Source organism: Nostoc sp. (genome assembly GCF_036917375.1).
In the GTDB taxonomy this organism is placed as follows: domain Bacteria; phylum Cyanobacteriota; class Cyanobacteriia; order Cyanobacteriales; family Nostocaceae; genus Nostoc.
This window is the reverse complement of record NZ_JBALDN010000066.1, coordinates 1-19,649: the sequence shown is the minus strand read 5'-3', so window position 1 is coordinate 19,649 and position 19,649 is coordinate 1. Positions and strand designations below refer to the sequence as shown.

The 19,649-nt window shown below is 43.3% G+C and carries 14 protein-coding genes; 8 read left to right on the top strand and 6 right to left on the bottom strand.

Annotated features, from left to right (window positions below; all coding sequences use genetic code 11):
* Positions 1-468: 468 nt before the first annotated feature.
* The 3 genes from V7K45_RS18340 to ptsP all read left to right on the top strand — a co-directional run bounded on the left by V7K45_RS18340 (position 469) and on the right by ptsP (position 7,668).
* The gene (locus V7K45_RS18340) at positions 469-4,560 is read left to right on the top strand and encodes a beta strand repeat-containing protein (protein ID WP_335005819.1); all 4,092 of its coding nucleotides are present in this window, start codon (positions 469-471) and stop codon (positions 4,558-4,560) included.
* A gap of 200 nt (positions 4,561-4,760) precedes the next feature.
* Positions 4,761-5,090, top strand: coding sequence for a hypothetical protein (locus V7K45_RS18335; protein WP_335005817.1), 330 nt, complete (start codon positions 4,761-4,763; stop codon positions 5,088-5,090).
* A gap of 67 nt (positions 5,091-5,157) precedes the next feature.
* Positions 5,158-7,668, top strand: coding sequence for a phosphoenolpyruvate--protein phosphotransferase (gene ptsP, locus V7K45_RS18330; RefSeq protein ID WP_335005998.1), 2,511 nt, complete (start codon positions 5,158-5,160; stop codon positions 7,666-7,668).
* A gap of 76 nt (positions 7,669-7,744) precedes the next feature.
* On the opposite strand, the gene V7K45_RS18325 is transcribed toward ptsP, so the two are convergent.
* A complete protein-coding gene (locus tag V7K45_RS18325) occupies positions 7,745-8,134 on the bottom strand; it encodes a hypothetical protein (protein ID WP_335005815.1) in 390 nt (129 codons plus the stop codon).
* A 288-nt stretch (positions 8,135-8,422) separates the two neighbouring features.
* Between V7K45_RS18325 and V7K45_RS18320 the strand changes: the two genes are divergently transcribed.
* On the top strand, positions 8,423-9,652 hold the full coding sequence (locus V7K45_RS18320) for a DUF4336 domain-containing protein (RefSeq protein ID WP_335005813.1): 1,230 nt from the start codon (positions 8,423-8,425) through the stop codon (positions 9,650-9,652).
* Positions 9,653-9,656: 4 nt separating this feature from the next.
* Complete coding sequence (locus V7K45_RS18315) at positions 9,657-9,794, top strand: hypothetical protein (protein WP_335005812.1); 138 nt, start codon at positions 9,657-9,659, stop codon at positions 9,792-9,794.
* Here V7K45_RS18315 and V7K45_RS18310 read toward each other — a convergent pair.
* Both V7K45_RS18310 and V7K45_RS18305 read right to left on the bottom strand, forming a co-directional pair.
* Positions 9,784-11,118, bottom strand: coding sequence for a GTPase family protein (locus tag V7K45_RS18310; RefSeq protein ID WP_335005810.1), 1,335 nt, complete (start codon positions 11,116-11,118; stop codon positions 9,784-9,786). The two genes, V7K45_RS18315 and V7K45_RS18310, sit on opposite strands and share 11 nt — an antisense overlap.
* Before the next feature lie 359 nt (positions 11,119-11,477).
* Positions 11,478-11,819, bottom strand: a complete 342-nt coding sequence (locus V7K45_RS18305) for a winged helix-turn-helix transcriptional regulator (protein ID WP_335005808.1) — start codon at positions 11,817-11,819, stop codon at positions 11,478-11,480.
* 93 nt (positions 11,820-11,912) lie between these two features.
* Here V7K45_RS18305 and V7K45_RS18300 point away from each other — a divergent pair, with 93 nt between their 5' ends.
* Positions 11,913-12,239 carry a nuclear transport factor 2 family protein gene (locus tag V7K45_RS18300; RefSeq protein ID WP_335005806.1) on the top strand — a complete coding sequence of 109 codons (327 nt, stop codon included), beginning with the start codon at positions 11,913-11,915 and terminating at the stop codon, positions 12,237-12,239.
* On the top strand, positions 12,239-13,018 hold the full coding sequence (locus V7K45_RS18295) for an SDR family oxidoreductase (protein ID WP_335005804.1): 780 nt from the start codon (positions 12,239-12,241) through the stop codon (positions 13,016-13,018). The genes V7K45_RS18300 and V7K45_RS18295 overlap by 1 nt, the downstream gene beginning before the upstream one ends.
* Before the next feature lie 136 nt (positions 13,019-13,154).
* On the opposite strand, the gene V7K45_RS18290 is transcribed toward V7K45_RS18295, so the two are convergent.
* The 3 genes from V7K45_RS18290 to V7K45_RS18280 form a co-directional block, all read right to left on the bottom strand.
* A complete protein-coding gene (locus V7K45_RS18290) occupies positions 13,155-13,382 on the bottom strand; it encodes an addiction module protein (RefSeq protein ID WP_335005996.1) in 228 nt (75 codons plus the stop codon).
* Between the two features lie 99 nt (positions 13,383-13,481).
* The gene (locus V7K45_RS18285) at positions 13,482-16,103 is read right to left on the bottom strand and encodes a hybrid sensor histidine kinase/response regulator (protein WP_335005802.1); all 2,622 of its coding nucleotides are present in this window, start codon (positions 16,101-16,103) and stop codon (positions 13,482-13,484) included.
* Between the two features lie 284 nt (positions 16,104-16,387).
* On the bottom strand, positions 16,388-17,086 hold the full coding sequence (locus V7K45_RS18280; protein ID WP_335005800.1) for a rhomboid family intramembrane serine protease: 699 nt from the start codon (positions 17,084-17,086) through the stop codon (positions 16,388-16,390).
* Between the two features lie 170 nt (positions 17,087-17,256).
* On the opposite strand from V7K45_RS18280, the gene V7K45_RS18275 reads away from it, so the two are divergent.
* Positions 17,257-19,404 carry a tetratricopeptide repeat protein gene (locus V7K45_RS18275; protein ID WP_335005798.1) on the top strand — a complete coding sequence of 716 codons (2,148 nt, stop codon included), beginning with the start codon at positions 17,257-17,259 and terminating at the stop codon, positions 19,402-19,404.
* Positions 19,405-19,649 lie beyond the last annotated feature (245 nt).

The window sequence follows — 19,649 nt, the reverse complement described above, 5'->3', positions numbered from 1 at the left end:
GTTCTCTATTTTTAAGCTAGACACCCACGGATAATAGCCTCCAAGGAAGGGATCAAAATCTTTTTCCCGATTTAGAGTCAATTGTTGATTATTTTTATCTTCTAGTAGGGCTTAGGCGCTGGCAAAAAAATAAATATGAAGGATGAATTTTAGGCATTGAAGCTGAATTTTTTGGTACTTAAAAGAGTAATTTTTACTCAAAAAGGATGAAAAAAACCTGAAATGACTAGTTTTCGCAAATTCACACGCTAATTAATTTGTACAGTGCTTAAGACTTAAATAGTTTGAGACTATCAAAAAAGTATACGTAAAAACCTTGGAATCGGGGAAATTTTCGAGAAATTTACTGTTCCTCAAGGGTGACGTATAAAGTGTGTAGATTTCGGTGAATTTTTGCGCCCTTAACAGCACAATCTGCAAATTGACAACTGAAGTTACTGAAAAAATCGATTTAGAAAGGTAAAAGTTATGGCAGATATTATTGGAACTAACGGTGATGATACCCTACAGGGTACTTATAGTGACGCGGATACGATTAACGGTCTTGCAGGCAACGATACCATATATCCTAACGGTGGCAAAGATACCTTAACTGGTGGAGGCGGCAATGATAAATTCGTCTACTACTACTACAACTACCCCAACAACAACAATACTGCGATAATCACCGATTTTGGTGGTGTAGGTAAAGGGACAAACCCGACAGCAGCAGTCATTGCCGAAGTGGACACCCTAGAATTCCAGGGCGATGGCACCAGTGCCCAAAATTTGTTATTGACCCAAAAAGGTAACAATTTGGAAATCAGCTTTGCCGGGGATGCTTATATAACGAGGTTTTTTGATGTCCCAATTATCCTGCAAAACTTTGCCCTGGAAAACCTGAAAAACTTGAGCAAATCTACAGGTGCCACTATAGACTTGGGCAATATCCTATTTGATGGACAAACTAGCACCACAAATAGCTTTGATGTCTTCAATGCCAACTCAACCCAAAGCACTATCTTCAATAAGAATACAGTCACTTTTCTTAACGATCTCGACAATAACGTTAGCGGCTTTAACAATTCAAATGATGTCATCAATGGTCAGGGCGGGGATGACCTAATTGACGGCTTAAGTGGCAACGACATACTCAGAGGTGGCGCAGGCAATGACTCCCTCATTGGTGGTGTGGGGGATGATATTCTCGTTGGCGGTACGGGTAATGACTCCCTCACAGGCAATGATACTCTCGTTGGTGGTGCGGGCAATGATATCTTGAATGTCGAATTTTCAACAGGCGATAACACCCTCAACGGTGGGGTTGGTGACGATGTTTTGGATGCTGGGGCAACATCTGGCAATAACTTACTCTCTGGGGGCGATGGCAATGATTCTCTTTACGCCTCTAATGTTTATAGCAGCGTCAGCCCATACATCTATTACCCCTCCTCAAGCAATAATACCCTCAATGGTGGCGCTGGTGACGATACCTTGAATGCTCAGTCTCCATCAGGCAATAACTTACTTGCTGGGGGCGCTGGCAATGATTCTCTGTCCACTTCTGGTATTTATACTTATAGAGGGGAGCCTAATTTTAACTCTTCAGGTAATAACACTCTCAATGGTGGCGCTGGTGATGATACCTTGAGTGCTAAGTTTTCAACAGGCAATAACTTGCTCTCTGGAGGCGATGGCAATGATTCTCTTGATATCTCTGGCGATTTCGTCTTGTTTGGCAGTGCGGGAGATTTTAAACCCTCCTCAGGCAATAACACCCTCAACGGTGGTGCTGGTGATGATATATTCCGTGCTCAGTATGCAACAGGCAATAACTTATTTTCTGGGGGCGATGGCAATGATTCCTTCTATCTAACCCCCTTATCCTCAGATACTACCCCCTCTGATTTAGTGACTCAAACGCTAGATGGGGGTCAGGGTGACGATTTGTTATCTGCCGATTATAGCAATACTACAAGGGGTATAACAACCGCATTCAATGCCACTACAAACAAGGGAGAAATTACAGGGGGCACGTATCGGGTTAGCTATAAGGATATCGAACAATTAAATATCTTAGGTACAGCCTACGATGACTTAATTGTGGGGAGCGATGGCAATGATACGCTTTCTACAGGCACTAGTGGCAATGACACGATCGACGGGGGTGAGGGTGACGATATATTGTCTGTCAATAATATGGCTGGGGGAATTAGAACTACATTTGATGCCACTACAAACAATGGAGAAATTACGGTAGGCACAAAGCGGGTTAGTTACAAGAATATCGAAAGATTAAATATCTCAGGTACAGATGCCGATGACTTAATTGTGGGGAGGAGTGAGGACGATACGCTTTCTGGAGGCACTGGTGGCAATGATACAATTGACGGGGCTGAGGGTGATGATATATTGTTCGCCGATTACAGCTACAGCAATAATATTGGGGGAATTAGAACCACATTTAATGCCATTACAAACAATGGAGAAATTACGGCGGGGACAAAAAATCGGGTTAACTACAAGAACATCGAACGATTTAATATCTCAGGCACAACTTCCGACGACAACATTCTGGGGAATAGTGGGAACGATACGCTCTCTGGGGGCTATGGCAAAGATACAATTAGTGGCGGTGCAGGTAATGATATCTTGACAGGTGGGAGTGGGGACGACACCCTAACTGGTGGCGCGGGCAATGACAAATTTGTTTATAGCTTGAGAGATAGCGATTTTTACGGCACTAACATTGATATTATCACCGATTTCGGTGGCGTAGGTAAAGGCTCAAATCCCTCAGCAACCGCGATCGCCTCCTTAGACACTTTGCAATTGATAGGTTTCACTGCTGAAAATCTGCAACTAACTCAAAATGGTAACAACTTAGAAATTACCTTTGAAGGTTTCGGTAATGACAGAAAAGTTATTCTACAAAACTTCAAATTAGAAGACTTAGATAATCTGCCAGCAACTTCTTCACGACCGGCTATTGGCAATATTCTGTTTAATGAAGAAACCAGCATCGTTGACAGTTTTGATGTGTTTGATGCTGATTCTACTCAAACTACCCTGTTCAACAGGAACACTGTTACCTTCCTCAATGACCTCGATAACAACATTACGGGTTTTGACAACTCTAATGATGTCATCAATGGTCAGGGGGGTGACGACATCATTGACGGCTTGAGCGGTAATGACCTGCTTAGAGGTGGTGCGGGAAATAACACGCTCAAGGGAGGTACTGGTGACGATACCTTGAGTGCTAGCGGTTCAACAGGCGATAACCTGTTTTTTGGGGACGATGGCAATGATTCTCTTGATATCTCTGGCAGCATAATCAACGACACATTCAGTGGCACATTCAACAATTTCGACTCTCGCTCATTAGGCAATAACACTCTCAACGGAGGTGCAGGTAACGATACCTTGAGTGCTAGCGGTTCAAAAGGTGATAACCTGCTCTCTGGGGGAGATGGCAATGATTCTCTTGACATTTCTGGCAGCTACAGGAATAATTACGGCTACATCTCCGACTCTCGCTCATTAGGCAATAACACTCTCAACGGAGGTGCGGGTGACGATCGCTTGAGTGCTGGTGCTTCAAAAGGTGATAACCTTCTGTCTGGAGGTGATGGCAATGATTCTCTTGACGTGTTTGGCTTGTACAACTACAGTTACGGCGAGTTCAACGACTCTCGCTCGTTTGGGAATAACACCCTAGAAGGAGGTGCGGGTGACGATCGCTTGAGCGCTGGTGGTTCAAAAGGCGATAACCTGCTCTCTGGAGGCGATGGCAATGATGAGCTTGATATCTCTGGTGACTACTACAGCTCCAACTCTAACGACTACTCCGACTCTCGCCCGTCTGGTAATAATACCCTAGAAGGAGGCGCTGGTGACGATCGCTTGAGCTTTGGCAATTCAACAGGTGATAATCTTCTGTCTGGGGGCGATGGCAATGATTCTTTCAATCTAATCACTAATTCTATAGATACTGACCTATCTGATTTAGTGACTCAAACAGTAGATGGGGGTAATGGTGACGATTCGTTGTTCACCATTTACAACTATGCTGCTGGGGGAATTACTTCGACATTCAATGCTACTACTAACACTGGCTCAATTACGGTGGGCTTGTATAGAGTTAACTACAACAATATCGAACAATTAAATATCTCAGGTACGACCTATGATGACAATATTGTTGGCAGCAATGGCAATGATACCCTTTTTGGTGTAGACGGTAATGACAGCCTAATTGGAGGGGATGGGACTGATACCTTTGGTTTCTATAATTACAATGGGGGTGTTGACACTATCGATGACTTTAACGCCACTAATGAATTAATTCAGGTATATGGTACTGGTTTTGGTGGCGGGTTATCAAAAGGTACACTTGAGACAAGTAAGTTTACCATTGGAACATCTGCAACAACAACCAATCAACGATTTATCTACGATTTTGATACAGGTGCATTGTTCTTTGACCAGGACGGCAGTGCATCTGGGTTTACTCAGGTAAAATTTGCACAACTATCTGCTGGACTGTCATTAACTGAAAAGAATTTTGTACTTGTTTAATCGTAATTAGATTCTCTAATCGTTAAGCGACACGGGTTGCGAGGTGCTTACAAAAGCACCTCGTAAACGATAGTGCTCAATGCCTTGATTATGTCTGCGTTCGTAATTTTAATAGCCTATAGTGAATACCGTCATGCGTGGGCTAGCAAAAAGCGCAGGTATCGCAACTCATTGGCTTAAAGTAGTAACAACAACTTTTTGTGGAATTGCGATCGCGAGACGATGAATGCTCTAATCAATTTACTGCTTTTTTTGCTGCCGATTCTGCGCCAAAAATCTCGATCGCTCAACAAACTGGTAAAGTACTTCCAAAGAAAGATCAACCTTATTTAATATTGTGGCGGGATAATTTTGATGGCGATGTCTCGATTAAGTTGTACGATGGGAACAAACTTATCCAAAACATTTCTTCCCGTACTGCTAGCGATGGAGTTTATGAGTGGAAACCACGTATTTCCGTAAAAGAAGGCTATTTTATTCGTATTTCTAGCTGGAAAGACCGGAATATTTTCGGGCAGTTGCAATTGTAGCAGAATGGGAAAATGAAATGGATAACTAGCTAAACGCAAACCTCTCAACAAGGTTGACGGTGTGGCATTGATCGCAATTGTTATCGTTTCTCACAGTAAACAACTAGCTTTGGGTGTGCGGGAACTCGCCGCGCAGATGGTTCAGAACCAAGTTCCCATTGCTGTTGCAGCAGGTATTGAAGATCCTGAAAATCCATTGGGTACAGATCCGATTCAGGTTTATGAGGCGATCGCTTCTGTTTTTTCTGATGATGGTGTCTTGGTGTTGATGGATTTGGGTAGTGCTTTGCTGAGTGCAGAAATGGCAATCGAGTTTCTGCCAGAAGCACAGCAGGAGAAAGTGTATTTGTGTGAAGCACCTCTAGTAGAAGGCGCGATCGCTGCTGTAGTGGCGGCGGCGGCTGGTAGAGATATTCACCAAGTTATGGCGGAAGCACGCGGCGCACTCTTAGCAAAAGCAACTCAATTGGGTGTAGTTAGTAGGCCGTTGTCTGTTGTCAGCCCAATAACAACTAATGTAGAATCGCCAACGCGAGAAATCCGGCTGATTGTGAGCAATCGCTTAGGATTACACGCCCGCCCCGCCGCCCAGTTTGTGGCAACGGCAGCCCGATTTGAATCTCAAATTCTGGTACGGAATTTAACGAGAAATACTGAGCTAGTCAGAGGTGACAGTATTAACCAAGTCACAACTTTAGGAGTGCGTCAAGGACACGAACTGCTGATTACTGCCACTGGTTCTGATGCAGATGAGGCGCTGGAAGCATTACAGGGATTATTCACCAATAACTTTGGTGAAGATAACGTTGCCTTGAATTCTCCACCAGTATTTCACCATGAAGCTACACCAACAACTTACGGCGAACTTTCGGGGATTGCAGCTTCTCCAGGAGTAGCGATCGCACCTGTTGTTCATTATCAATCCACTCACATCACAATTACGGAATACCACGTAGACGATCCTAATGTAGAGTGGCAACGATTACAAACAGCTATTAATACTGCCCGACAAGAAATTCAAGCTGTTTTCTCACAAGCATCTCTGCAAATTGGTGATGCTGAAGCCGCCATCTTTGATGCCCAATTACTATTTTTAGAAGATCCAGTACTGTTGTCAGCGGCTCATCAGCGTATTTTAGACAATCATATAAATGCTGAAGCCGCTTGGCAAGCTGTAGTCGATGAAATAGCGACTTCCTACCGCGCACTTGAGGATTCTTATCTGCAAGAGCGAGTTGACGATGTTGTAGATGTTGGGCAAAGAGTGCTGCGATTACTGGCTGGGAATGCCCCTGTGAACTTACATCTTGAGTCACCAGCGATTTTGGTGGCGACTGATTTAACCCCCTCAGATACGGCTGGACTAGATCCGACAAAGGTGTTGGGAATTTGTACAACTTTAGGTAGTGCCACTTCCCACAGTGCAATTATCGCCCGGACGTTGGGTATTCCGGCAGTTTTGGGAGTGGATGCCCAGGTGTTGCACTTGGCTGATGGTACACTGATGGCACTTGATGGTGAAAGTGGCAGAGCTTGGGTAGAGCCAGAATCAGATATCTTGGATTTACTGGCAGCAAAGCAAGAAGCTTGGCAAACTGCCCAACAGGAAGCACGAGCTACGGCACATCAGCCAGCGATTACTCGTGATGGTCGGCAAGTTAGCGTCTTCGCCAATATTGGTAGTATAAATGATGTGCAAGTTGCTGTGGCTAGCGGTGCAGAAGGTGTGGGACTACTCCGCACTGAGTTTCTGTATTTAGACCGAACCAGCGCCCCGACTGAAGAAGAACAATTATTAGTTTATCAGGCGATCGCCCAAGTTTTAGATAATCGTCCGCTAATTATTCGTACCTTAGATGTCGGTGGTGATAAGCCGCTTCCCTATCTTAGAGTAGGGTTGCCAGAAGCTAACCCTTTCTTAGGTTCGCGGGGAATTCGTTTCTGTTTAGCTCGTCCAGAACTCTTCAAAACTCAGTTACGGGCAATTTTGAGAGCTAGTGTAGGACACCAAATTAAAATCATGTTGCCGATGATTGCAACTGTAACTGAAGTCCGTGCAGCTAAGGTAATTTTGGGTGAAGTGCAAGCTGAACTAAATCAAGCTGGTATCGCATTTGATGCAGCGATGAAAGTAGGAATTATGGTGGAGGTTCCGTCAGCAGTAGCGATCGCCGATCGGTTAGCTGCGGAAGTAGACTTCTTTAGTATAGGGACTAACGATCTGAGTCAGTACGTCATGGCTAGCGATCGCACTAATCCCAGCGTGGCAAATTTGGTTGATGCACTACATCCAGCCATATTGCGAATGGTGCAGCAAACTGTGCAAGCTGCCCATGCGGCGGGGATTTCGGTAGGATTATGTGGAGAATTGGCAGCAGATACTTTAGCAACACCAATTTTATTAGGTTTAGGGCTGGATGAGTTGAGCGTGAATCCCCAAAGTATACCTGGAGTGAAGCAGGCGATCGCTCGGTTCAGTATAGTTGAAAGTGAAGCGATCGTGGCATCAGCATTACAACAAGATTCCGCAGAGCATGTCAGAGAACTAATCTCAACTTCAATTACTCCCCCTGCATAATGAATTCGTAATTGATAATGAAACTGTAAGAACGTCATTACGAATTACGAATTACGAATTACGAATTACGAATTAATTAAAATCTTATTCCCAATTGCCCGTTAAAGCCACGAATAGTATTGTAACCAGCACCTACAAAAACGTTATTAGTAGCACCTACCTGAACGCCACCTGAAACTGCAACGCCTTTATCCTCTGAATAAAGTCCAATTCCTACATAAGGTGAAATTACAGGCAAATTGATAAATTTTAAAACATCTACTCCCGTAGCACCATCAGCGCCAGTTCCCACTTCAACCCCGAAATTCAAAGCCCTAGCTCCGACAGCATAAGTTATATCACCATCTTTTCCACCGATTGAAACCCAAGGTTGCGGGATTAGTTGAGCCGATGCTTGACTTGGGGCAAACAAAGTTAACAAACCTATAGATGTAATTAATGTTTTAGCAATAATCGCTATTTTCACAGTGTTCTCCGATTAATTGTTTTTAGGACTGATACCAATTCTTGATGAAGACGCATAAAAAGAACCCCAGTGCCGTAATATCTCCTTTTGGTAATACAATTTGCAAAAAAAACCTATAGACTTAAAGCTGGAAATTCAGATTAAATCTAACTCCTTTTAATTACGAATTACTACTTACGTAGCTTACTTCTTGCCTTTGGCAAGTATTGCGAATTACAAATTGGTATTATTATCTCAACAATTTGCTAAAAACAATTTGAGTATTGGGAATTTGGAGGGGGTTGCAGAGTGGCTGATGAACGCATAGTCAATACACAACAGATTTATCCAAAGGATTTTTCCTGGGGATTATGGCCTGTTGTGCCACTCTACCCCTACGGTAGGCGGCAGACAATTCGTCAAGAAGTGCTTAAGGACACAATCTGGAATTTTGACCAGATTCAGGGCATTTTCTACGTTGTCGTCCCGATTCGCATGACTGTTGTGAAGTTGGAAACCGGGGGTCTTCTCGTCTATGCGCCTGTTGCACCAACCCCAGAGTGTCTCAGACTTGTGAATGAGTTGGTGGCGAAATATGGCGGCATTAAGTACATTATTCTGCCAACTATCTCTGGTATAGAACACAAAGTTTTCGTTGGCCCCTTCGCCAGATACTTTCCGACTGCACAGGTGTTTGTGGCTCCGCATCAGTGGAGTTTCCCGCTAAATCTTCCCCTTAGCTGGCTTGGCTTACCCCCAAAACGAACTCAAGTACTTCCAGAAGATAGTAGCAAAACCCCCTTTGCTGACGAGTTTGATTATGCAATGCTAGGCCCTATAGGTCTTGGGCCTGGTAGGTTTGCGGAAGTTGCTTTTTTCCACAAGCGATCGCATACTCTTTTAGTCACGGATTCTGTGCTTTCAATCCCAGAAGATCCACCTGCGATCGTTCTCTTAGATTCATATCCTTTACTATTCCATGCCAAGGATCGTGCTTCTGATATTGTTACAGATAATCAGGTAAATCGCCGTAAGGGTTGGCAGCGCATCTGTCTGTTTGCTTTGTATTTTCAACCACAGGCATTAGATATACGCCAATGGAGTCAGGTATTGCAAGATGCCTTGAAAGCTCCAGAACGCTCAAGGAAAGCTTATTTTGGATTGTATCCCTTTAAATGGCAGTCAGATTGGCAGCGATCGTTTGATGCCCTACGAGGTGATGGGCGTTTATTTGTCGCACCAATTTTACAGACGCTGATTCTCAACCGCGCACCCAAGGAAACCATTGACTGGGCTGATAAAGTTGCAAGTTGGGACTTCGAGCGAATTATTTCTTGCCACTTTGATTCGCCAATTAAAGCTAAACCGCATCAGTTTCGCCAAGCTTTCTCTTTTTTGGAAAAGCAGCCTGCTGTTAGCGTGGGTTTGTTCGGTAGTAGCAGCTATCCTTTACCAGAAGAGGATTTTAAAACACTGAGGGAAATCGATGCAGGTTTAAATAAGTTTGGCATTGTGCCAGCAGCCAAAGAGAAGGTGTAGGAGAATGGTATGCAGTTTATTTGACGCACGACTAAAAAATCATGTCCTGATTGCTGCTATGACTAGTGTTGAAATTGTCGCTGTCAGTGGAAGTATCATTGCTACTAATGCGATCGCAGCAACAACTACCCCTAATGTTTGATTCCCTTAAACCGTTCTTGCGCGGCTTGAAATGCTTCTTGCATCACCAATTGAATTTTTTGGGGATCGGGTTTCTTACCTCCCATTAGATCGCCAAAGTAAACACAGGCTGCTTCTCCTAGTGCCCAGGTATAGGCGGCTGCCCAAGAAGCGGCGATCGCACTCCCAATACCTGGTATAAATTTAATTAACTCTCGTGCAATTGCCTGTGCTAAAAAACCACCTGCGATCGCACTCACAACGCCTCCTGCTTGAGATGGGGTAAGTATCTGCCCATATAATTTACCCAACAGACCCACCATTGATACTTGCAAGGCAGTGAGTACGGGCATTGTGGTAAATGGCAAAGGTACAGCAGCCAGAGTTGCAGACATAATCGCAAATGGCAAAATATAACGGCGTGCAGCATCTCGGTAAAGGTTGCCAATTTGCTTGCCAACTTCTTCTCGATCTAATAACTGATAAATTGCCTGGGCTTCTGCTTGTGGGAGTAGTTCTGCTAAGGAATCTCGCAGTGCTTCTAACCCATAAAATACCGGAGTATAGCCATCTTCTTCTAAGGTAAAGTCAATCAGGACAGAGCGATCTGTTATTCCTGCGAAGGCTTGTTGCATTGCCGCAAATGCGCGGTTGATTTCCTCATAATCTGGCGGATAAGTGGGATGATCGACGATATCGCCAGGATAAACTTCGTGCAAGCAGGTGACTACCAGCAGACAGGGAATATCTGGATACTTCTGGCGCAGTTGTTGGGCTATTTGTCGTAGGGTATCAGTTGCAAAATCATTAATTTTGACTGTCAAAAGTAGGATTCTGGCGGAACGAGTTTCCTGTTGTAAATCGCCAACTAACTCTTGAATAATTGTTTGAGTATCTTGTTTGACATCACCCAGTCCCACCGTATCCGTAAAAATCAGTAACGGCAGGTCATTGGAAGGATAGGCATAGCGCTGGGTGTGTTGTGTGTGTGGGCGAAATCCCTGACCGACAATTTCAGCAGAAACTCCCGTCAATCCGCGCACAATAGAACTTTTTCCGGCTTGGGGTTTACCAATTAAGAGGGCTTCTGTGGTTGGCAGTTCGGCTCGGATTTTCTCTAAAATCTCTGCAACCTGAGTATCGCTCACACTAAACCAGTCCACAACTGTCTGTGCCACTTGTTCTCCGGGCAAAAGTTGCGTTAGACGTGTTGTTGCTTTGTTCCAGACACCAGCAATCCGATTTTTCCAGGAATTATCAACCGATTTGATAGTCGCTCCATCGGTTGGTTCATTCAATTGCTGAGAATCAGTTGATGGTAAGTCAGCATCACGTTGCTCAGTCATTTTCATCCAAACATAGAAGACCCTTTTTGTCATCTTATAGCGATTCTCAAAAGGATAACTAGTACCTTTAGTAGTGTTCCTGAGTATGAGCGATCGCGTTTCGACTGACAATGCGATTGCATCGACTAACAATGCGATTGCATTGACTAACAATGCGATTGAGCTTTCAAGACGCGATGAATCGCGTCTCTACAATCTGGGTTTTGTTGCTCATTCTCAACTGTATTCTCGCAAAATTCGCCCTCATCCCCCAACCCCTTCTCCCAATATTGGGGGGAGCGAATTTCAAAGGAGTGTAAGACCTGTTTGCGGAGCCTGCTAACGCCACGTTCACCTGTTTGTCCGGTAGCAACGTTTTGTTAAGCTGAGTCATCGAAACTGCCTTTCTGCTCCGCCCAATTCAGAAGTGCATCCAGAGCAGGGCACAAAGCCTGTCCCCACGCGGTCAGCCTATATTCAACCTTAGGCGGTACCTGCGGATATATCTTTCGGATCACAATCCCATCAGCTTCCAGCGTCCTTAATTGCTGGGACAGCATCTTTTGGGAGATGCCCGGAATAAGTTTCTCAAAATCAGAATAGCGCTGCACTTTGCCGTCGAACAAATGAAAAAGGATGACCAGCTTCCAGCGCCCTTCCAGCAATCCTATCACTTTTGCTACATCTGCCGCTGCGGTCGAGGGGGTATAAACCTTTCTCATAGGTGTGCAACTTACTTTTTCGTGCGTTCTTGATTATTTGTCAGTCTAAGCAGAGAATTCTTATGCAGCAACTTTCCAGCAGGAGAAACAAAAATGAATCTTCAACTGGCTGAATCGATCGGCACCTATTTCGTCGCCTGTAACGGCACGGACACTACCCGTATAACGGATTGTTTCACGCAAGATGCCCTAGTATTTGACGAAGGCAATACTCATTGGGGGCATGGAGTTATCCAGTCGTGGCTTCAGGAGGCGCGGAAAAAGTTTGAATATTATATAGAGCCAATCAGCACCTTTCAAGAGGGAGAGTATCTGACAGTCGTTGCAAAAGTCACCGGGAATTTTCCCAGCAGCCCGATACAACTCCGTCACTCTTTTCAACTTAGAAGTGGCAAAATCCAATCTCTGGAGATTAACTGATGTCTATGAACTTGGAACTGAACGGGAAACGAGTATTGGTTACTGCTGGCACCAAAGGAATTGGTGGAGCCGTTGTCACGCTCTTTCAAGATTGTGGAGCCAGTGTGCTTACTGCGGCACGAACCCGCCCTAGCTCCTTTCCAGAAAAACTGTTTATCTCCGCTGACCTGACGACACTAGAGGGATGTAACGCGGTGGTGGACGCCGTTAACGAACGTCTTGGTGGCGTAGATATCATCGTTCATGTGTTGGGTGGTTCATCAGCACCGGCTGGCGGTTTTGCGGCACTCGACGATAAAGAATGGCAACAGGAATTGAATCTCAACCTTTTTCCCGCAGTACGCCTAGACCGCGCCTTACTGCCCGGAATGGTGACGCAAGGGGAGGGGGTAATTATCCATGTCACATCAATTCAACACCAGCTTCCCCTGCCGGACTCAACCACTGCTTATGCTGCGGCTAAAGCCGCGCTTTCAACCTACAGCAAAAGCTTGTCTAAAGAAGTCACGCCAAAAGGTGTACGAGTCTTGCGTGTATCTCCGGGATGGGTAGAAACCGAGGCATCGGTGGCCTTTGCCGAACGCCTTGCCCAACAAGCAGGCACCGATTACGAAGGAGGCAAGCGGATCGTTATGGAATCGCTGGGTGGCATTCCACTCGGACGACCATCAACACCTGCTGAAGTGGCAAATCTGATCGCGTTTTTGGCATCACCGCGCGCAGCGTCTATTACCGGTACAGAATATGTGATTGACGGAGGAACTGTCCCAACAGCTTAACGGTGAAGTTGTGCGGCGGCAGATAAACTAGTATCGATTTGACTAATTTACTGAACTTTCGGTTTAGCGTAGGCGTAGCCCGCCGCAGGCTACGCCTCAGGTGGAGTGGAGCATCATCACTCGTTTTTGCCCGACTTCAGAAAATCGCGTTGCTCCCTTTCAAAGTCCCTTCCTCTCCAGGAATGGGTGAAACTACACCGCTACGAACTTCATCTCTACGCTTTTTGGCTTCGTCTGTCCACAGTGTTTGAAGTGTTTCGTCTAGATCAAATTCAAGACTTTCAACCAGCTTTTCTGCCAACAATGCTCTCGCTACACTGGGCAAAGTTAAGGCTTCTTTCATAATCGGCTCAACAGATGCCATAATTTCTAAAAGCATAAGAGCTATTCAGAGTCTAGCAGGAAAGCAGTAGACATCGTACAACACTAAAGTGATAGACAGCCGACGGACGCCAATCTAGTATTAACTTGGCTCAATCAAATCAGCGATCGCTTTCACTAATACATCTGGATCTACTGGTTTAGAGATATGCATTTGAAATCCTGCGGCTAATGCTTGCTGCTGATTCATTTCCCCTGCATAAGCTGTCAGAGCGATCGCTGGGACGTTTCCTCCTTGTTCGGGGGATCGCGATCGCACTTCACGCATCAGCATATAACCGTCTGTTTTTGGCATTCCAATATCGCTAATTAAAACATCTGGTATCGACTCAGATAGTGCTTGTAATGCTTCTTGTGCTGATGATACGGCGGTTACTTGCACGCCGTAGTCTTGCAATATAAAGGTAACTAAATCGCGGATATCTGGTTCATCGTCCACTACCAAAACTTGAGTGTCCGCAAGCAGCGAGGATTCAGACTCCGAATATGAAGACTGATTCTCTTCACCCCGAACTTGTTCGCTTCTAAGCAAAAGCGGTAACTCGACAGTGAAGCTTGCACCCAATCCTTCTCCAAGACTTTCGGCTTGAACATTTCCCCCATGCATTTCTACAACCTTACGCACGATCGCTAGTCCTAAACCTAGTCCACCAAATGTCCGGGTAGTTGTGCCATCAGCTTGGCGAAAGTAATCAAATACATAAGGCAAAAAGTCTAAGCTAATTCCCTTACCTGTATCGATCACCTGAATTTGAGCCTGATTACCAGCTTCCATGAGTCGAATTTCTACCCGTCCGCCTGTTGGTGTAAATTTTACCGCATTAGAAAGCAAGTTCCACACAACTTGTTGCAGCCGATTTGGGTCGCCCATTACTTGTCCCAAATTGGTATCAAATAAGGTCTGAATTTGAATTGACTTGGCTTGTGCTGCTAGTTTTACCGTTTCTAATGCTGCTTCAACTACCATTACCAAGCTGACTGGACAGATATTCAAGTTTAATTTTCCTTGGAGAATGCGCGACACATCCAACAAATCTTCAATTAGCTGGGTTTGTAATTTCGCGTTGCGTTCAACGGTTTCTAAGGCGCGATCAGTAGTTTTTTCATCAAACTTGCGAGTCCGCAGCATTTTCGACCATCCCAGAATAGAGTTGAGTGGGGTTCGCAATTCATGGGAGAGAACCGCCAGAAATTCATCTTTAATTTTGTTGGCGATTTCTGCTTGTTGCCGTGCTGCCTTTTCGCAGTCGAGTAGGCGATGGCATTCTTGTTCAGCCAATTTGCGCTTGGTGATGTCCAGTACAAAAGCAACACCATGTTCTTGGGAGTCATTCAGCAAAGCTATCCCCAAAACAATCGGTACTCGCTTGCCGTTGCGGTGGATGTACTCTTTTTCATAAATTTTGGAAACTCCAGTGGTTTGCACTTCAAAAAGGGCGCGATCGTCTGAATCTTGATACTCAACAGGAGTAAGTTCTCTCCAATTAATTCTGCCTAAAGTAGCAAACTCATCACGAGTGTAGCCAGCTAGTTGCAGAAAGGCATCATTGGCATCAATCACAAAGCCATGCACATTCCAAAAAGCGACCCCAATCAAGTTAGATTCAAACAAACGCCGAAATCGCGCTTCACTTTCACGTAAAATTTTTTCTGCCCGTTTGTGTTCGGTAATATCGCGAGAAACAGTAATTACGCCTTCAATAGTTTGGTCAACATTCCGTAATGGTGTGAGAATATATTCGTAATAATGTACGCTATCACGAGTAACATATTTACACTCATCTTTAATCGGTTGCCCAGTTTTCATCACAGCAAGTCGTTGATTCTCTACCTGGGTTATTAGGTCTGCGGGTAAATCCATTTCAGACAGACTTTTCCCGACAATATCTTGGGGCTTGAAACCTAATAAAGTTGCTCCATCACGACTGACATACTGATAACAACCTTGGCGATTAAAAATATAAATATGATCGACTGAAGCGGTGAGGATGGCATTTAAAATATTTGCCTGTTCGTGGACTTGTGTCGTAAGTTCGCGAGTACTTTCTTTTGCCTGCTTACACACAGTAGTTTCCATACAAACGCCGATCATTCGCACCGCTTGCCCTTGAGTGTTATAGATAAATTTTCCGTTGGCAGAAATCCAATGTGTACTTTGGTCTGAGCGAACTATACGAAATTCATCATTATAGTCAGTATTCTGTGTGAAAGCGTGAGCGATCGCTTGCATCACAGATTGGCTATCTTCAGGATGAACGCATTTTTTAAACGTCTCATAAGGGCTATCAAAACTACTTGGAACTAAACCAAAAAGCAGTTCATAATTTTCCGACCAAATGACTTGATTGGTAACAATATTCCAATCCCACAAGCCCATTTGCGATACCTCTAGAGTTAGCCTCAGCCGTTCTTCACTCTCTCTAAGAAATACTTCTAGCTGCTGTCGCGTCGCAATTTCTTGTTGGAGTTGCTCTAGAATTACTGCTACCTCTGTCGGCATGAGATGCACAGATGTTTCTTTAACTTTAATATAAGGATTTTCTGCTTCTACTGCCAGCTTTTTTTTGAGTTCTGTTAATTCTTCTTCAAGTGCTGCTTGCCTTTGTTGATAAAATATCTCTGATTGCTCTAACTCAGCTACCCGCTGCCGCAAAACTACTAATTCATCAGTAAGTTGAAAGTTAATTTTCTCAACATTTTGCATATTGTACACCGCTAATATTTAACAATATTGACTTGAAGAGTAGGTATTTCCTAGTACCGCAAGGCGGAATTAAAAAGTAAAAATTAAAATTTAATACAGCGTAAGCGTTTGATTAATTATGTTTTATTAAGCAAAAACAATTTCTATATTTCAGCCAAAAGGTATATATGAGTTTCGATAACTGTAGGGTAAGCACTGCCAAAAATATCAAAATTGGGCTTTGCGACATCAGTCAGTTAACAGTACCCACCCTAGAAATAATAGCCATCTAGCTAAATTAAAATTTATTTTTTAAATCGGATGAAAGCTGCACCAATTAATAATGCCACAACCTGCCCTAAGAAGACAACACCCGATTGATTTACGCCAACAGGAGGAATATTTAAACTGCCAATACCATAAAAAAATTGTTGTATAAACCACCAAAATATATAGAAAAAGGCTGGTAGTTGGATAGGGATATACAAGATTATTAGCGGCAAAACAGTGTCAATTTTAGCTTTAGGAAACTTCATAAAGTATACTCCTAAAATAGCTGCGATCGCACCATTTGACCCAATCAATGGAACTGTCAAACTCGGTTCAAGCAGAATTTGTATTACACCTGTCACTACCCCAGCACCCAGATAAAATCCTAGATAGCGTCTGTGTCCTAGAAGATTTTCTACAGTTTTCCCAAAAACCCACAAAAATAGCAGATTTCCTAATATTTGACTAAAACTGCCGTGTAGAAATATGCCAAAAAATAGGGTAAATACCCGCCAAATCACAACTATCCAAGCAGCAGAGTTGAAAAAGAGAGCATTGGTAACTGCTCCACTAATCTGCGCTGGAATCATACCCCAAGTATTGACAAAATAACCTAATTGACCGCTAAACTCTAGTTGAAGTTCCCATAAAAATACAGCCAGGTTAATGGCAATCAACCAGTAATTAATAATTGGTTTGTTTCGACAACGAATGTTATCACTAACAGGAATCATATTAATTCGTAATTCGTAATACTTCGGCTACGCTCAGTACAAGTTCGTAATTCGTAATTTTTTATCTACTCCTCTGCCCCTCTGGTCCTCTGCTCCCTCACTCCGTCAGTCCTCCTTAACCTGTGGCAATATTGAAATCAGATCGCATTGCACTTCACTAGGCAAACAAGATGCTAGGAAACACACTTGTAGGAAGATACCAAATTATTAGTAACTTGGGAGGTGGGGGTTTTGGTGAAACTTTTGTGGCTTGCGATACCCAATTACCTGGTTCACCTCTATGTGTTGTTAAGAAACTCAAACCCCAGGCAAGCGATCCGGTAACTTTGGAAACAGCTAGACGTTTATTTGATACGGAAGCACAAGTTCTGTATAAATTAGGAACTCACGATCGCATTCCCCAACTTTTAGCTTACTTTGAGGAAAATGCCGAATTCTATCTTGTACAGGAATTGATCGAAGGCCATAACCTGAGTCAAGAATTAACATCAGGTAAAATCCTCAGTCAAGAAGAAGTCATTTCACTTTTACAAGAACTTTTGACAATCTTAGAATTTGTCCATCAACAGAATGTAATTCATCGTGATGTCAATCCCCACAATATTCTTAGACGCCAACCAGATGGCAAATTAATTTTAATTGATTTTGGTGCAGTTAAACAAATTGCAACTCAAGTTATTACTCCTCAAGGTCAAACTTTAGCAACAGTAGCTATCGGTACGCCTGGATATATTCCTGGCGAACAAGCTCATGGTACGCCAAAATTAAGCAGTGATATCTATGCTGTGGGAATAATTGCTATTCAAGCTCTCACTGGATTATCACCAGAGGAAATAGTAAAAGATGCTGATACTAACGAAATTATCTGGCACGATAAAGCCACGGTAACACCAGAATTTGCTCAATTCTTAGATAGAATGGTGTGCTACGACTTTCGGCAACGCTATCCTTCAGCAACGGTGGCATTACAAGCGCTGAAAGAGTTCAGACAACCACCTACTCAAACAATAGCATTAACTCCTCCTTCTCTACCAAAAAATATCAACAAACCTGAACCAAAAAAAGGTGTTTTAGGTAAAATTTTACTAACAATATTTTTCTTTGCTGTTGGTGGAATAGCATCAATATTTATTTGGAATTACATTAATTCAAATAATGCTATAGAATTATCTAAACAAGGAAATACGTTTTTTGATTTACAACGCTATCAAGACGCGCTAGAAGTATATGAAAAAGCCGTTAATCTTAGACCAGATTATCCTCAAGCTTGGAATGGTCAAGGTAAAACACTAAATAAATTAAGAAAATACAAAGACGCATTAGTGGCGTATGACAAAGCAATTCAAATTAAGCCAGATTATTTAGATGCTTGGATTGGACGTGGTACTGTATTGGGAAATTTACAGCGATATCAAGAAGCGATCGCCTCTTTTGATAAAGCCTTAGAATTAAAGAATGACAACTCAGAAGTCTGGAATGCTAGGGGTGAAGCTTTCAGTAATCTAAACCAATACGACCAGGCAATTAAGTCTTATGAAAAGGCAATTGAACTCAAACCAGATAATTACGAAGCTTGGTATAAAAAAGGATTAGCTTTGCAGAATTCTAGGCAATATGAAGAAGCGATCGCAGCCTATCAAAAAGTCGTTGATTTAAAACCAGACTACGAACAAGCCTGGTATAATTTAGGGAATGCACTAGTCAATTTAAAACGCTATCAAGATGCATTTGCAGCTTATGATAAATCGGTGCAATATCAGCCAGATTATTACCAAGCTTGGTTATCTAGAGGTAATATACTGCTGAATTTACAGCGTTATCCAGAAGCGATTGAATCTTTTAATCAAGTAATTAAATACAGTCCCAGAAACTATGAAGCTTGGTATAATTTGGGTTGGTCGCTGCATCAAAACCAACGCTATGAAGAAGCAATAAAATCTTATAATAAAGCGGCAACGATTAAGCAAAATGACTATCAACTCTGGTATAATCTAGGGAATTCACAATATATATTGCAGAAATACGAAGATGCGATCGCGTCTTATAATAAGGCAGTTCGTTATAAAGTAGACCATTCCGAAAGCTGGTATAGTAGAGGCAATGCTCTATTAAATATAAAACGATATCAAGATGCGATCGTTTCTTACGATCGAGCAATAAAATACAAGCCTAACTACCAACAAGCAATAGAGGGCCGCAATCAAGCCCAAATTCAACTGCAAGGCGAAAAAGCAAAACCTGTACCTGTAATCGTACCAACTCTTCCATTTCCTAATTCCACCAATCCACCGCAGACGACACCAAGCGAAAACGATTGATGGTTGATGGCAAACATCCCCACTGTTCCACTGCTCGAAAGCTCAAGCAATACCAAGCTGCTCAAGATTGTATCCCATGACCTAAATCCATAAAATGTATTCTTTGTCAATATTTAGAGGGCTGCCCTAAGCAACCTATCAAATTGACGGCTTAGAGCTGATTCGTAAAGTAAATATTAAATAGCCAATCGCCTAACCATGAGACGAAGCAAAGAACCATAAATCATGGCTTCACTTACCTCTGA

What these genes read in the sequence shown, in the direction of transcription:
- V7K45_RS18275 (WP_335005798.1), top strand. Translation starts at nt 17,257, where the DNA reads ATGCTAGGAAACACACTTGTAGGAAGATACCAAATTATTAGTAACTTG.
- V7K45_RS18290 (WP_335005996.1), bottom strand. Translation starts at nt 13,382, where the DNA reads ATGGCATCTGTTGAGCCGATTATGAAAGAAGCCTTAACTTTGCCCAGT.
- V7K45_RS18300 (WP_335005806.1), top strand. Translation starts at nt 11,913, where the DNA reads ATGAATCTTCAACTGGCTGAATCGATCGGCACCTATTTCGTCGCCTGT.
- V7K45_RS18280 (WP_335005800.1), bottom strand. Translation starts at nt 17,086, where the DNA reads ATGATTCCTGTTAGTGATAACATTCGTTGTCGAAACAAACCAATTATT.
- V7K45_RS18315 (WP_335005812.1), top strand. Translation starts at nt 9,657, where the DNA reads ATGGTATGCAGTTTATTTGACGCACGACTAAAAAATCATGTCCTGATT.
- V7K45_RS18340 (WP_335005819.1), top strand. Translation starts at nt 469, where the DNA reads ATGGCAGATATTATTGGAACTAACGGTGATGATACCCTACAGGGTACT.
- V7K45_RS18310 (WP_335005810.1), bottom strand. Translation starts at nt 11,118, where the DNA reads ATGACTGAGCAACGTGATGCTGACTTACCATCAACTGATTCTCAGCAA.
- V7K45_RS18285 (WP_335005802.1), bottom strand. Translation starts at nt 16,103, where the DNA reads ATGCAAAATGTTGAGAAAATTAACTTTCAACTTACTGATGAATTAGTA.
- V7K45_RS18305 (WP_335005808.1), bottom strand. Translation starts at nt 11,819, where the DNA reads ATGAGAAAGGTTTATACCCCCTCGACCGCAGCGGCAGATGTAGCAAAA.
- V7K45_RS18295 (WP_335005804.1), top strand. Translation starts at nt 12,239, where the DNA reads ATGTCTATGAACTTGGAACTGAACGGGAAACGAGTATTGGTTACTGCT.